The following is a 13,709-nucleotide window of genomic DNA, read 5'->3' as shown; positions in this document are numbered from 1 at the left end:
ATTCGCCAACCCTTGCTATGAAATATGCCATATTAGCCATTACCAAAGGTGCGACCCTGCTCGGCGAGCAGCTTGCAGGACAACTGGAAGCCGACTTTTTTCCATGCAAAGGCAAACTGCGCACCACACTGGAAACGGTCTGGACCAGGTACGAAGGCATTATCTGCATCATGGCTACCGGTATTGTCGTCCGTACCGTTGCCCCGCTGCTCAAGGATAAAAGCAAGGATCCGGCAGTGGTGGTCTGTGACGAGCAGGGCAAATTTGCGGTTTCGCTCCTTTCCGGTCACTTAGGCGGGGCAAATGCTCTGGCTGAGAGGGTAGCAGACGCGACAGGCGGTCAGGCAGTGATAACCACGGCTTCTGATGTCCTTGGCCAAACAGCCCTTGACCTCTGGTGCAGGGAGCTTGACCTGGTGATCGGCAACAAAACACGCTTTACCCAAAAAATGGGAAAACTTGTTGATACAGGCTCACTGCAGGTGTATAGCCGGTATCCATTACCCCCGCTCCCTCCGGATCTGATTCAAACAGAGACAGTGGAGTCAGCAGACCTCATCATAACCAGCCTTGCCGAAATACAGACTGACGCGGCGCTCCTTCATCCGAAAACATTAGTATTCGGTATCGGTTGTAAACGCGGAACCCCTGCGGCCCTCATTGAGCAATGTATAGAGGCTACCTGCAAAAAACACAATCTCGCCCCGCAATCCATTGCTCTCATCGCCTCCATCACCCTAAAGCAGGACGAACAAGGGCTTCTTACAGCTGCCGCCGGCAAACAGCTGAACCTTCGTTTTTTCACCAGCGAGGAACTCAACACCGTACCTGGAATCACAGCTTCGCCGACCGTCCTGCGCGTAACCGGTGCAAAAGCGGTTGCTGAACCAGCGGCAATGCTTGCAGCAGGTGCAACTTCGCTACTTGTCGGCAAGATGAAATGGCAAGGAGCAACCACGGCAGTGGCAGAAATACCCACCCCTTTTACAACACAATAACAAGGAAATAACGACACAACATGGCGCACTCAACACCAGAAAACCAACCAACTCTCTTTGTTGTCGGCATTGGCCCAGGAGCTCATGACCTGATGGCCCCCAGAGCTGAAAAGGCTATAACCACCGCTGATGTCGTCATCGGCTATCGTACCTACCTGGATCTGGTAAAAGATTGTATCCCAGCAAAAGCAGAAGTCATTTCCTCTTCGATGATGCAGGAAATCGACCGCTGCCGTAAGGCGTTGGAGCTTGCAGAAACAGGGAAAAATGTGGCGCTGGTCTGCGGTGGAGATCCTGGCATTTATGCTCTTGCTGGTCTGGCCTTTGAGCTAGCCAAGGCAGTAGATTCTCCAGTCAATATCGAGGTCATTCCTGGCATAGCAGCGCTCAACGGCTGCGCAGCCATTTTAGGTGCGCCGCTCATGCATGACTTTGCAGCCATCAGCCTCTCTGACCTGATGACGCCGTGGGAGGTCATTGAAAAACGCCTCCAGGCAGCGGCCTCTGCAGATTTTGTGGTGGCGATCTATAATCCTAAATCCAAAAAAAGGACCAATCAAATTGTGCGTGCCCAGGAAATTTTTATGGAATATCGAGATCCCAACACCCCGGTGGGGATTGTCCAGGGCGCTTCAAGGGATAACGAATCAGTGGTGCTGACCACCCTTGAAGATATGCTGAAAAAAGAAATCGGGATGCAGACCACGATTATCATCGGTAACTCGCAGACCTTTCTCTGGAATGACAAAATGATTACTCCTCGGGGATACAGCAAAAAATATGGCTTATAATGCATCATGAATACAGGAAAAAAATTCAACCCAAAAAAAATTCAGAAGCTGACTGATCCGGGCAGGAAGGTCTTCCAGAATCCTGACCTGATATGGGATACGCTGAACCTGAGCGCCCCTGAGATTTTAGTCGACATTGGTGCTGGTGCGGGTTTCTTTGCCATGCCGTTGAGCGACAAGGTTCCAAAAGCGACCGTCTATGCGTGTGACACCGCTCCGGAATTAATAGAATGGATGGAGACCAATATACCGACCCGCTATGCAGGACGAATTCGCGTTATCCGTTCAGAAGAAAACAGTATTCCCCTTGCCGACGGTATAGCCGACCTTGTCTACATGATTAACCTGCACCACGAGCTTGATTCACCCCTGACCATGCTCAAGGAAAGCCGGCGTCTCCTCAAGCCCGGGGGAGCTATCCTGGTTATTGACTGGAAAAAAGAGGAAACTCCCATGGGGCCACCTGTGTCGATACGGATCAGTCCCAAGACGGTAAGCGAACAACTGCAACAGGCAGATTTCCACCTGGTCACTGAACACGATCTCCTGGAATACCATTATTTTGTTACAGCTAAAAAACCTGGTGCCTGATCTCATCCTTTATTGACCATACCCTTTAATAAAGTCGGTCGACCAACCGACTTTATTCATCCATTGCATCTCTTTTCCCATCTCCCGGCTTTACAGTGGCTAATTTATTGTTTTTTCTCAAACAAATACCACTTTGTTCCCTTGAAAAGTACACATTGATTCATATGGTTGGAAGAAGATAAAGCCAAACCTGCCGGAAGACAGGGACGGAAAGCTACGGGTCTTCAGAGATAGCCGAGTTACCAGAACATTAGGTAGCTCGGCTTTTTTTATGCCCGGTTTTTTTCTCTTTAAATTGAGATGGGATCATACATTCAATGAATGAATCCATTGAAATTATCGGCACTGAATCTTTAGGGGTTCGAGGCCTAAGTTGTTTTATCACAACCAAAAACCGCAAGATTCTCATCGATCCCGGTGTGGCATTGGGCTATATCCGCCACGCTCTTCTTCCTCACCCCATCCAGGTAGCAGCAGGCGAACGGGTACGAAGACGCATTATTGAAAATCTGGTCGAAGCAACGGATGTTGTATTCAGTCATTTTCATGGCGACCATATCCCTTTCAAGGAGGCCAATTGCTATCAGTTGGCATTACAGGATCTTCCTGAAAATGTTCAGAAGCTCCGCTGCTGGAGTAAATCAATTGACTCACCCCCTGGAAAAATAGAACGGCGCGGTCAAGATCTGCAATTTTTTTTTGGCAAGAATTTTCATGTGGCCGAGTCACTTACAGATGGTCCCTTGACCTTTTCTCAAGCTGTTCCCCATGGTGTTGAAAAGAGCAAACAGGGGAGGGTTATGATGACACGGATTGATTTAGGTCACAGCGTTTTTGTCCATGGCTCAGATATTCAGTTGCTGGATCCCGACACTATTGATTGCATCATAGGCTGGCAAGCAGACGTAATTTTAGCTGCAGGGCCACCTCTCTACCTTGAAAAACTCTCTGGAGAGCTGCGCCAAATTGCCTGGAGAAATGCACTCCATTTAGCCAAAAATTCAAAAATGCTCATTCTTGACCATCACCTCATGCGTGATCAACAGGGGCCTCAATGGCTTGAAGCACTCTCTGCAAAAACAGGGAAGCATATTTATTGTGCTGCTGATTTTATGGGTAAAAAACCTCAACTGCTGGAAGCCGATAGGACTCAATTATACGAGACATTTCCAGTACGCCCCCACTGGCATGAAGAGTATGAACGGGGAAGAGCCTACACGAACTCGTATCTGGCTGAAGATGTTGAATAAAAAGCAAGGAAATGGATATGTAATATTGCAAAATCGCTTGTTGCACTATCCACCAATCCACTCTTTTAAGAATGAATGGAGGAAGATATGAAGCTTTGCATAACAGCAGCAGGAAAAGAACTTGAAGCAAGAGTAGACGCTAGATTTGGGCGTGCCCCCTGGTTTTTGATTGTTGATACAGACACCGGTACGTTTGAGGCAGTTGAAAACACTGCTGCCAACCAGGGACAAGGAGCAGGAATTAGCGCTGCTCAGCTGGTGACAGATAAAAGTGTTGACGCTGTACTTACCGGCCGTGTGGGCCCCAACTCCATGAGTGTGCTCCAAAAAACAAATATCAAATTATTCGAGGGCGTGTCTTCTCAAGATACAGTGAGTCAGGCTCTGGTCAAATTCAAAAATGGCACATACAGTGAAACTTCTTCAGCAGCAGGTGCTTCTCCCCGTATGCAGGGAGGAGGAGGAAGAGGTATGGGCCGTGGTATGGGCGGTGGAGGAGGACAAGGGATGGGAGGTGGCGGGAGAAGACGCCGTTAACATTTTGAAAATCCAAATTGAAAAGACATCGTAAACGGCAGAGTATCTTAAATTATCAGCAATTGAGTTCGCAGGCAGGTAAGCAATGACGCCGAGGCATGCGATAATTTTTGCCACAGGCATCTACTTACTATCGGCGTCAACGCTACTACCGAGCATAAAATCAGCATAGCGAGGTACGCCCAAGACTCCGGGTGATCAGTATAAATGGTAATTATTCAAGATAGCCGACTATTTCCATGGCCCCCTCCCTGGAAAAGAAAGGAGTGAAAGTGATGGATGAACAACACATTGTAGAATCCTTACGCCCTGTTCTACATCCAAAATTTAAAAAAAGCCTTGTTGACCTTGGCTTGATACGCAACGTTTCAATACAGGATGGGATCGTTAGTCTTACCCTGGCCCTAAAAAGTGATACTTCTCCTTTGAAAAATATACTCATGGGGGAAATTAAGAAGGTAGTAGGTGCATTGCCCGAGGTCTCTTCTGTCCTGGTAAAGGTCGTTGCTCTCAGCAAAGAAGAATCTGCCCGATTATTTCCCAAGGCCCCATTAAAAGGCATTGAAAAAGTAAAGCACTTCCTTGCTGTGGCAAGCGGCAAGGGTGGAGTCGGTAAAACCACCATTGCCGTCAACGTGGCGCTGGCACTTGTTGAGAAAGGGTACAAAGTCGGTTTATTGGATGCTGACGTCTATGGGCCAAGTGTCCCCTTGATGCTTGATATTAGAGAAGCGGTAGATCAGGAAAACAACATGATCATTCCCATAGACAAATATGGGATGCGTATCATGTCGCTGGGGATGACTGCCGGACAAAACGATGCATTCATCTGGCGAGGACCACTTGTAACAAAAATACTCCATCAGATGCTTGATCAAGTAAAATGGGGCGAACTTGATTACCTGGTCATAGACCTTCCCCCCGGAACCGGAGACCCATCAATCACCATTGCCAAGGCTCTTCCCAAATGTTCAATCTTAATGATAACCACACCCCAGGAAGTCGCCTTGGCTGATGTTCGCCGATCCATTTCTCTGTTTAACAAAACCGGTCATTCCATTGTCGGCCTGGTTGAGAACATGTCTTATTTTCTCTGCGGTCACACAGAACAGCCAATTGAAATTTTTGGAAAAGGAGGTGGGAAACGGCTGAGCGAGGAAGCCAATATCCCACTGATAGGTACAATTCCGCTTGATTTAGCCCTGGGACAAGGTGGTGATAGCGGGGTACCCTTGATGGTATCAGCACCACATTCCACAACAGGTGTTGTTTTCCAAAAAATTGCCAAAAATATTGCAGTTCATCAACAGTAACGTGATAACTTCGTTGCAACACATAACCACACACGCCCTTATGATAAGCGGTTTTGTGTTCATGATGATGTTGATCATTGAGTACCTGAACGTCTTATCACAGGGTGTCTGGCAGCAATGGCTGCGAGGCGGTCGCTGGCGCCAATACTTGCTTGCATCCTTGTTGGGAGCAACGCCGGGATGCCTGGGGGCCTTTACGGTTGTTTCGTTGTACCTGCATAAGGAGATAAGCCTGGGAGCACTGGTTGTGGCAATGGTTGCCACAAGTGGTGATGAATCATTTATTATGCTGTCCATGATTCCGCACCAGGCGCCTTTTGTTTTTATCCTCCTTTTTTTTATAGGTATTGCTGCCGGCTATGTAACAGATCTTTTTTTGGACGGAAAAATATCACAAAACGCCATCTGTCATACTGAATTTCACGTTCACGAGGAAGAAGCCTGCTGCTGTTTCCCTCGGGGTCACATCATAGAGCAATGGACCCGGTGTTCTTCTTCCCGAGGAATTCTGACAGGTACGTTACTGATGTTTCTTTTTGCGGTGGTGACGGGTCAATTGGGCCCTGCAAGCTGGAACTGGATACGAATCACCCTGCTCCTTCTTACTTCTATCGCGCTGTTCATTGTCTCAACCGTTCCTGATCATTTCCTTGAAGAGCACCTTTGGGACCATGTTGTGAAAGCCCATCTGCCAAAAGTGTTTATGTGGACTTTTGCGGCTCTGCTGCTCATGCATATTTTGGTGAACCATCTCCACCTTGAAGGCTGGATGCAGGAGCACCAGCTGGTAGTCTTGCTAATAGCCTGTCTTGTTGGGCTTATTCCGGAATCAGGCCCCCACCTCCTGTTTCTCACCCTTTTTGTTGAGGGTGCCATTCCATTTAGTATTTTTTTAGCAAGTTCCGTTGTCCAGGATGGTCATGGCATGTTGCCTTTACTTGCCGAATCACGTTGGGATTTCGGAAAAGTGAAGACAATCAACTTCGTGGTCGGACTTTTGTCTGGACTGGTGGGATATTTATCGGGATGGTGAACTATAAAAAAAAAATCAATGATCTTAATCATTATGATATAATTTAGAGTGAGTGAAGAAACTTTTATCTAACAGATAACATTCTGGACCTACATGTGCTGTTACACCTTTGACTTGAGGAGAAAACGATGAGCGCAAATACTACAGCAGCCGGTAAAAAGGTTTTCAAAGATTTTGAAAAAACAGGGAAGCAAATTCGTAAACAGGCGAAGAAACAAGGCATGCTCGTTATCAGTAATCGTGCTCGCTTGTTTATTGACGGCCGTCCAAAAAGACGATGGTGGTTTGCCGATGCTACATCCGGAATACTGGTTTCTGAAGAACACGGCCTGTGTGATGATGAGGCGCTGGCAAAACTTGCTCGTTGCAACAAGCAACCACAAGACAGCGAATTATCTTAGCCCGAATTTCTCATGAACTTTATTGATGAAAAATCTGGGTTAGGCCGCTCAGGCAAGGAAATGCAAATACGTTATTACTGCCATATCAATGGCAGGTACTTGGGTTCCACCCATGCCCATTGGTTGACCAGCAATCTAAGCTATTATGAATTTTGTGATTGAGCAGATACTTTCTGCCGATGAAGCGGCAAGAAGAAACGTTGAACGTGCTGAACAAAAAGCTACCAAGCGTATACATGAGGCCAAGCAGGAGGCACAAAATATACTCACTGAGCTTAAGGAGCACATTCGTGCAACGGAGGAGCGTGAAATTGTACCTATCATTACCACTGGGCATAATCAAGCACAACTCACAGTAGAGGATACACAGCGATATATCGAGACACTTCGGCAAACGATCGAAACGAAAAGGAAAAATATCATCGAAACTTTCATCAACAATATACTCAACACTGAGAAGTGATGTAATCAAGACCTTTATGATTCCTGAAAACAAGGAGGGAGCATGTTGCCGGCGGCAGCAAAATATGGGTATCTCAATGCGAAAGTAAGAGCTCTGCGCAGCAGAAAGCTTACTCAGGAAGATCACCATTTTCTCCTTGCCGCAAAAGACCTGCCGGCCTGTCTCTCCTACCTGGCAACAACCTCCTATAGCTCCTGCCTTCCTGAGTTTGAACAGGAGGCGCCGGAACTCCGCTTCCTTGAACGGCAGCTTGCCCGTCCGTTACTCACTGATTATGCCAAGGTTATCCGCTCATTGCGTGGAGCAAAGCAGCAAGAGGTAATACTAGCCCTGTTCAGACGTTTTGAAGCGGAAAACCTGAAAATTCTCCTCAGAGCTCAGTTCGCTCATTTAACCAGAGAGGCTGTCTCTCATTTATTGTATCCAATTGCTCATATAAGTCGGCTACCGTGGGACACACTCTGGGCATGTACATCCATTCAGCAGTGCATAGACCACCTTCCACCGGATATCTTTGGCCGATCATTGCAAAACGCCCTCCCCCAATTTGACGCGCAGGGAAGACTTTTTCCACTGGAAATGGCCCTTGATTTTTCCTGTTTTCATCTATTATGGGAAGCGATTTACGGCCTTGGCAAGAGCTATAATCGAACTGTTTCAAAAAACATTATCGCTCTCTACATTGATATTCTTAATACACTATGGGTGATACGGTTAAAAATCGAGTACCAGCTGCCTGCTGAAGAAATTGTCAACTACACTATCCCAGGGGGCAACATTATTTCCCTGACCTGCCTGAACAGTTTGGCAAGGGTTCAAGATATCACAACGTTTATCAACCTTCTTCCCCACTCTTTTCACCAACAACTCTCCGAAATCAAAGACTGGGGAAATATTGACCGGAGCCTTGAAGCATATTTTTTACACTACCTGGCCCGTGTATTTTCCGGTCAGCCATTTCATATAGGTATTGCCGTGGCGTATCTTTTGGAAAAAGAGATTGAACTTTCCAATCTGATCACCCTGCTGCAGATGAAGGCCCTTAACTTTACGATAAAAGAATCACGTGCCAGGCTGTCCTGGCAGCTACAGGAAAACGGTTATGTTCCGGCCAGTTAAACTCACTAGAGTTACTATCCAAACACCTGAAGAGCATATAGCAGAAGTGATGGCCATCATGGGGGACTTGCGCTTAATGCACTTAATTCGGGTGGAGGATACGCCTCTTGGCCATATGGGATATGTTGCCCATGTGAACACTGAGCTCCTGGGTCGTTATGACGCCTTACTCATCCGAGTCAACAATCTACTGGAAGCACTGCAGGTTTCGAGTCAGCCCCCTGTGATAAGCCAAACACCTCGCCCGGATAAACTCATTTTTCGCTTGGAAGAAGAATGCACCACCATTGAAAAAGATTCTCTCGAAACTCTTGAAAAAAAGCAACACCTGCACAGCATTTTGGGGGCACATCAAGCCCTGATTGCCCGCCTCCAGTTATTAGCACCCCTTGAAATAGAAATCGAACGATTATTTGCTTTACGCTACACCACCTTTCAGGTCGGCCTTATTCCTGAAGAAAACTTCCAACGTCTCCAGACCAGTCTTGACGGAATACAACATAGCCTGATCCCTGTGAACAACAAGGAGGGAAGGATTATTTTGTTGGCAATGGCACTCAAAGAAGATGAAGCGATATTACTGCGAGCCTTAAAAAGTGCTTTCTGGGATCCCTTGGAATTAAGCACATCGTTGCAGGGTACTATTCCCTCTATTCTTGCAAAGCTAAGCACCGAAAAACAAGAAGAAGAGAAGGGATTGGCAGACCTGGAGGCTCAATGCAAGAAGCTGGCTGTTCAATTTGGGGGAAAACTGCTGCTGTTGCGGGAAGAACTCCTGCTAGCTCGACAACTCCTCCTTGCACAGGAAAAATTTGGTCAGATTGATCACACATATCTTTTGTCAGGATGGCTGCCGAAAACGCTTTTTAAGGAGTTGCAGCAGCGAGTGATGGCTGCTTGTGCCGGAGAGGCAATTATAGAGCAAGTCGATCCGGAACATGTCAAAGAGGTCCGTTCCGGTATCCTTTCCATCCCCATCCTGTTCAATAATCCTGCTTTGATCAGACCCTTTGAACGGTTAACGACTCTTTACGGCACCCCAACCTATGAAGAAGTAGAGCCGACCGGTTTTCTGGCAATAACATTTCTGCTTCTGTTCGGCATGATGTTTGGTGACGTCGGTCACGGTGCGGTGCTCTGCGTACTTGGCTATATCATCTTCAAAAAAATCTATCGTTACATCGACTATGGCATCATCCTGATGGAGTGCGGTCTTTCGGCCTCGGTTTTTGGCCTACTGTATGGCAGTATCTTCGGCCTTGAAAACATTATTCCTGCCCTATGGATGCACCCCATGGAGAACATAAACTATTTTATGACAGTGGCTGCAGCAATTGGGGTGGCCATGATCAGCACTGGACTTATTCTCAATCTAATCAATATAGTCCGTCAGCATCGTTACCAAGAACTCTTCTCTGCTTCAGGACTCGCCGGTGCTCTTTTGTACTGGCTGCTGGCGGCCCTTGGCGTACGCTATTTCCTCGTCGGCCCGCCCACACCATTTGAAATAGCCGTTGCCAAAGTGAGCAGTGGCCTGCTCTTCACGCTGATGATTCTCCAACGCCCGGTCAGACTGCTCTTAACCAGGCGGAGCCAACACAAAAAAGGCCCCCTTTTGCTGCAGGGCATGGGGATCACATTTCTTGAATCGCTCATCGATGTCCTGGACGAGCTCCTGCGCTACCTTGCCAACACGGTCTCTTTTGTGAGGATTGCGGCATTTGCACTTGCCCATGCCGGCCTTTTTTTAGCTGTTTTTACACTTGCAGATATGATCCAACATGCCCATGGTCATGGCTTTTTTTACTGGCTGACTCTCTTGATCGGCAACGTGATTATTATCGGATTGGAAGGGTTGGTCGTTTCCATTCAAACCGTACGATTGGAGTACTATGAATTTTTCAGTAAATTTTTCAGGGGTGGCGGCAAACCTTTTCAGCCTCTGTTTGAAAAAAAAAGAACACCGGAAAGTACCCATAATCATAATTGATGGCGTCGTAAAAAGTCCGATCTACGATGTTGCACGTAGCCATCTTTAGTTTGTGATGGACTTTTTACGAGTCCATCATAATTAGGAGTCTGTTGGAAAAAAAGGAGAAAAACTATGCAATGGAAAAAGTACTGGATGTGGCTGATCAGCCTCTTCTATGTTCTCGTACCAACATTAAGCTTAGCCCAGGAAACCGTGACCGCTGCTCCCCTTTCACCGGAAGCGATCAAGTGGGGATTTATAGCAGCAGCCATAGCTGTCGGCGCGTCTTCTCTTGGCGCAGGAATCGCCGTTGCCCTGGTAGGATCATCTGCCATGGGAGCATTGAGCGAAAAACCGGAGTTGGCAGGTCGAGCTTTAATTTTCCTTGGTTTAGCTGAAGGAATTGCCATTTACGGCCTTATTGTTGCGATAATGATCTTAGGTAAAATCTAAATATCAACGAATAATGCAGATAATTGTTATTGGCGACCCAACCACATGCCTGGCCTTTTCCCTGGGTGGTATAACAACTCGCGCTGTAAAGGGAAGGGAAATGATCTTGGAAGCCCTGAAATTTGCAGTCGACAACCAGATGATCGGCCTTGTTTTAATAACTGAAAAAAATGCAGCTCTTGTTCGTTCAGAGGTGGATACAATTATCTATACAATGCATAGGCCCTTAATCGTTGAAATTCCAGACACTACGGGTTCTTCTCCGGAACGTCCTTCTGCCGGGGAATTAATACTTTCCCTTATGGGAACCATCAAGAGGTGAGCAAAAGTGACAATACCTGACCGGGATGCTCTTCTTTGCCGGGCAATCCGCCAAAAAGGGCAAACAGAAGCTCAAAAAATTCTCACTCAAGCTGAGAAACAGGCGCAGGGTATTGTTCAGGATGCACAACAGCAGGTTAACAGTGAATTTGAACAGCATCTTGCCAAGCTCAAACAAGATGCTTTTCAGCAAGCCAAAAAGCTTAAGGACGGAGCGACATTAAAAGCCCGCCAAATGCTGCTGCATGCAAAAGAAGATATAATGCAACAGCTTTTACAGGAAACCCGACAGCAGCTTGACCGGATAAGTAAAGAAAAACACTATCCGGAGCTTTTGCAATCGATCGTTTTACAGGCAATCAGGGAACTCCCTGGAAACGAGTTCTGGATTCAGGTAAGGCAATGTGATCAGCCCCTTATAAACGAATCATTTCGTCAGTATATCTCAGAGCAGAGCAATAAAAACGTCCACCTCCTCCCGGAGCCAAAATCGATTACCGGGGGCTGCCTGGCATATAGTTATGATAAAAGACTGCTTGTCGACTTCTCTTTTTCCGCCCTGCTCACCCGGTCACAACCTCACCTTAGAGAATTACTTGCCCGGGAAATGGTGAAGCAGCCATGAACAACTCACCTACCGCAACACAGCTTGCGCCCACAGAATCGCTGCCTGTTGTCACCATGATCAGTGGGCCGGTACTCAAAATATGCCCGGCCTCTGCACTGTCCATGAATGAACTGGTTGAAGTCGGCAAGGAGCGTTTGCTGGGAGAAGTCATAAGTCTTGACCATGATGTGGCAACTGTGCAGGTTTTTGAGAACACCTCCGGTATAAGGCCGGGTACCAAGGTACAGGGGCTGGGACTTCCTCTCTATGTTGAATTAGGTCCTGGGCTTATCGGTACTATTTTTGATGGCGTACAACGTCCCCTGCAATATCTCCAACATCAGTGGGGAGATTTTATTCAACGGGGAAAAATAGGTCATCCTCTTGACCGGGAACGTGTTTGGACCTTTTCTCCTTTGTTGTCTGCAGGTGATCAGGTTACCGCCGGCTCTATCCTTGGCGAGGTAGCAGAGTCATCAATCGTTACCCATCGAGTGCTGATTCCGCCGGGCAAAGAAGGAAAATTGGAACTGATAGTTCCCGCCGGAAAATATACCCTTGATGATGTGATCGCCAACGTGAAAACACCTGATGGGACCATTCACGGATTAAAACTCTTTCATCGCTGGCCGGTACGAAAAACTCGTCCCTATGCAAAACGGCTCATTCCCGCTGAACCTCTGATAACCGGTCAACGGGTTATCGACACGTTTTTCCCCCTTGTAAAAGGAGGCACTGCAGCAATTCCAGGAGGGTTTGGTACGGGAAAAACTATAACTCAGCACCAACTCACCAAATGGACTGATGCAGATATTATTGTCTACATCGGCTGCGGCGAACGAGGCAACGAAATGACAGGCGTGCTGGTAGACCTGCCGCAACTCCTTGACCCACGAAGTCAACACCCGCTCATCGAAAGAACTATTCTGATTGCCAACACCTCCGACATGCCGGTCGCCGCGCGCGAGGCAAGTATTTACACAGGAATTACTATTGCCGAATATTACCGTGATATGGGCTACGATGTCGCGTTGATGGCCGATTCAACCTCCAGATGGGCCGAAGCCTTGCGCGAGATATCCGGCCGGCTGGAAGAAATGCCTGCTGAAGAGGGGTTCCCTGCCTATCTTGCCAGTCGGCTTGCTGCTTTTTATGAACGAGCCGGTCAGGTGGAAACCTTGAGCAACAAAAAGGGATCAGTCACCCTCATCGGCGCAGTCTCTCCCCCGGGTGGAGATTTTTCCGAACCGGTGACCATGCACACCAAGCGTTTTGTGCAGTGTTTTTGGGCGTTGGACAAGGAAATGGCCAGTGCCCGTTATTTTCCCGCCATCAACTACCTGCAGAGTTATTCCGGCTACAGCCGCAAGGTCGAGCCATGGTGGAGCGAACAGGTTGCCTCTGGATGGCTTGAACTCACGGAAAAAGCCATGCAAATACTCCAGGAAGACGCCAAGCTGCAAAATACGGTCAAGCTTTTAGGCGAAGAGGCCCTTCCCGACGATCAAAAACGCATCATCGAAGGAGCAAAATTATTGAAAAACGATTTTCTTCAGCAAAGTGCCTTTGATGCTGTTGATACCTATGCCAGCCCTCAAAAACAATTCCTGCTTCTGGATATTATCCTGTATTTTTTTGATCGCCTGGCTGAAATCGTGGCCGTCCGGATTCCTTTGTTCAGGGCATTGGAGCTCCCGGTGGTGGTGGAGATTCATCGGCTTAAATTTACCCAAAAAGGTGATGAATCTGCCCCTTTTCTTGCCATTAGGCAACAGATTGATCAAGAAATAGAAACGCTTCTACAGCAGCATCATGAAAACTCATTTTAAAAGAGTGTTGTTTTTTCAGAAAACAAATAAC

General features: G+C 47.3%; 15 protein-coding genes and 1 riboswitch. All 15 genes read left to right on the top strand.

Features of this window, described 5'->3' with window-relative positions; all coding sequences use genetic code 11:
• The first annotated feature begins 17 nt into the window (after positions 1 to 17).
• The 15 genes from ACHZCY_RS20705 to ACHZCY_RS20635 all read left to right on the top strand — a co-directional run bounded on the left by ACHZCY_RS20705 (position 18) and on the right by ACHZCY_RS20635 (position 13,678).
• Positions 18 to 998, top strand: coding sequence for a cobalt-precorrin 5A hydrolase (locus ACHZCY_RS20705; RefSeq protein WP_205223546.1), 981 nt, complete (start codon positions 18 to 20; stop codon positions 996 to 998).
• Between the two features lie 20 nt (positions 999 to 1,018).
• Entirely contained in the window at positions 1,019 to 1,789 is a 771-nt protein-coding gene (gene cobJ, locus ACHZCY_RS20700) for a precorrin-3B C(17)-methyltransferase (protein ID WP_205223545.1), read from the top strand.
• Between the two features lie 6 nt (positions 1,790 to 1,795).
• Entirely contained in the window at positions 1,796 to 2,380 is a 585-nt protein-coding gene (locus ACHZCY_RS20695; RefSeq protein WP_205223544.1) for a class I SAM-dependent methyltransferase, read from the top strand.
• Between the two features lie 173 nt (positions 2,381 to 2,553).
• Positions 2,554 to 2,627: riboswitch (cyclic di-GMP riboswitch) on the top strand.
• 70 nt (positions 2,628 to 2,697) lie between these two features.
• Positions 2,698 to 3,630 (top strand): MBL fold metallo-hydrolase, encoded by a 933-nt coding sequence (locus ACHZCY_RS20690; protein WP_319550254.1) that lies wholly within the window; start codon positions 2,698 to 2,700, stop codon positions 3,628 to 3,630.
• An 87-nt stretch (positions 3,631 to 3,717) separates the two neighbouring features.
• The gene (locus ACHZCY_RS20685; RefSeq protein ID WP_205223542.1) at positions 3,718 to 4,167 is read left to right on the top strand and encodes a NifB/NifX family molybdenum-iron cluster-binding protein; all 450 of its coding nucleotides are present in this window, start codon (positions 3,718 to 3,720) and stop codon (positions 4,165 to 4,167) included.
• A gap of 275 nt (positions 4,168 to 4,442) precedes the next feature.
• Positions 4,443 to 5,480, top strand: a complete 1,038-nt coding sequence (locus ACHZCY_RS20680) for an Mrp/NBP35 family ATP-binding protein (RefSeq protein WP_319550253.1) — start codon at positions 4,443 to 4,445, stop codon at positions 5,478 to 5,480.
• Between the two features lie 40 nt (positions 5,481 to 5,520).
• A complete protein-coding gene (locus ACHZCY_RS20675) occupies positions 5,521 to 6,513 on the top strand; it encodes a putative manganese transporter (RefSeq protein ID WP_269755870.1) in 993 nt (330 codons plus the stop codon).
• Between the two features lie 128 nt (positions 6,514 to 6,641).
• Complete coding sequence (locus tag ACHZCY_RS20670) at positions 6,642 to 6,914, top strand: hypothetical protein (RefSeq protein ID WP_319550252.1); 273 nt, start codon at positions 6,642 to 6,644, stop codon at positions 6,912 to 6,914.
• A gap of 145 nt (positions 6,915 to 7,059) precedes the next feature.
• On the top strand, positions 7,060 to 7,377 hold the full coding sequence (locus tag ACHZCY_RS20665; RefSeq protein WP_319550251.1) for a hypothetical protein: 318 nt from the start codon (positions 7,060 to 7,062) through the stop codon (positions 7,375 to 7,377).
• A gap of 42 nt (positions 7,378 to 7,419) precedes the next feature.
• Complete coding sequence (locus ACHZCY_RS20660) at positions 7,420 to 8,496, top strand: V-type ATPase subunit (protein ID WP_319550250.1); 1,077 nt, start codon at positions 7,420 to 7,422, stop codon at positions 8,494 to 8,496.
• Positions 8,480 to 10,486 (top strand): V-type ATP synthase subunit I, encoded by a 2,007-nt coding sequence (locus tag ACHZCY_RS20655; protein WP_319550249.1) that lies wholly within the window; start codon positions 8,480 to 8,482, stop codon positions 10,484 to 10,486. The genes ACHZCY_RS20660 and ACHZCY_RS20655 overlap by 17 nt, the downstream gene beginning before the upstream one ends.
• Positions 10,487 to 10,600: 114 nt before the next feature.
• The gene (locus ACHZCY_RS20650; protein WP_205223535.1) at positions 10,601 to 10,921 is read left to right on the top strand and encodes an ATP synthase subunit C; all 321 of its coding nucleotides are present in this window, start codon (positions 10,601 to 10,603) and stop codon (positions 10,919 to 10,921) included.
• A 13-nt stretch (positions 10,922 to 10,934) separates the two neighbouring features.
• On the top strand, positions 10,935 to 11,243 hold the full coding sequence (locus tag ACHZCY_RS20645; protein WP_205223534.1) for a V-type ATP synthase subunit F: 309 nt from the start codon (positions 10,935 to 10,937) through the stop codon (positions 11,241 to 11,243).
• A gap of 6 nt (positions 11,244 to 11,249) precedes the next feature.
• A complete protein-coding gene (locus tag ACHZCY_RS20640) occupies positions 11,250 to 11,867 on the top strand; it encodes a V-type ATP synthase subunit E (RefSeq protein WP_319550248.1) in 618 nt (205 codons plus the stop codon).
• A complete protein-coding gene (locus ACHZCY_RS20635; protein WP_205223532.1) occupies positions 11,864 to 13,678 on the top strand; it encodes a V-type ATP synthase subunit A in 1,815 nt (604 codons plus the stop codon). The genes ACHZCY_RS20640 and ACHZCY_RS20635 overlap by 4 nt, the downstream gene beginning before the upstream one ends.
• Positions 13,679 to 13,709: the final 31 nt, after the last annotated feature.

This window comes from Desulfogranum marinum (genome assembly GCF_963675105.2).
Lineage (GTDB): Bacteria > Desulfobacterota > Desulfobulbia > Desulfobulbales > Desulfobulbaceae > Desulfogranum > Desulfogranum marinum.
Note: the sequence above shows the minus strand (reverse complement) of the source record. Positions and strands in the feature narration are given on the sequence as shown.

Coding starts and splice junctions, on each gene's coding strand:
- ACHZCY_RS20685 (WP_205223542.1), top strand. CDS start 3,718: ATGAAGCTTTGCATAACAGCAGCAGGAAAAGAACTTGAAGCAAGAGTA.
- ACHZCY_RS20705 (WP_205223546.1), top strand. CDS start 18: ATGAAATATGCCATATTAGCCATTACCAAAGGTGCGACCCTGCTCGGC.
- ACHZCY_RS20670 (WP_319550252.1), top strand. CDS start 6,642: ATGAGCGCAAATACTACAGCAGCCGGTAAAAAGGTTTTCAAAGATTTT.
- ACHZCY_RS20655 (WP_319550249.1), top strand. CDS start 8,480: ATGTTCCGGCCAGTTAAACTCACTAGAGTTACTATCCAAACACCTGAA.
- ACHZCY_RS20665 (WP_319550251.1), top strand. CDS start 7,060: ATGAATTTTGTGATTGAGCAGATACTTTCTGCCGATGAAGCGGCAAGA.
- ACHZCY_RS20660 (WP_319550250.1), top strand. CDS start 7,420: ATGTTGCCGGCGGCAGCAAAATATGGGTATCTCAATGCGAAAGTAAGA.
- ACHZCY_RS20680 (WP_319550253.1), top strand. CDS start 4,443: ATGGATGAACAACACATTGTAGAATCCTTACGCCCTGTTCTACATCCA.
- cobJ (WP_205223545.1), top strand. CDS start 1,019: ATGGCGCACTCAACACCAGAAAACCAACCAACTCTCTTTGTTGTCGGC.
- ACHZCY_RS20635 (WP_205223532.1), top strand. CDS start 11,864: ATGAACAACTCACCTACCGCAACACAGCTTGCGCCCACAGAATCGCTG.
- ACHZCY_RS20675 (WP_269755870.1), top strand. CDS start 5,521: ATGATAAGCGGTTTTGTGTTCATGATGATGTTGATCATTGAGTACCTG.
- ACHZCY_RS20650 (WP_205223535.1), top strand. CDS start 10,601: ATGCAATGGAAAAAGTACTGGATGTGGCTGATCAGCCTCTTCTATGTT.
- ACHZCY_RS20645 (WP_205223534.1), top strand. CDS start 10,935: ATGCAGATAATTGTTATTGGCGACCCAACCACATGCCTGGCCTTTTCC.
- ACHZCY_RS20690 (WP_319550254.1), top strand. CDS start 2,698: ATGAATGAATCCATTGAAATTATCGGCACTGAATCTTTAGGGGTTCGA.
- ACHZCY_RS20695 (WP_205223544.1), top strand. CDS start 1,796: ATGAATACAGGAAAAAAATTCAACCCAAAAAAAATTCAGAAGCTGACT.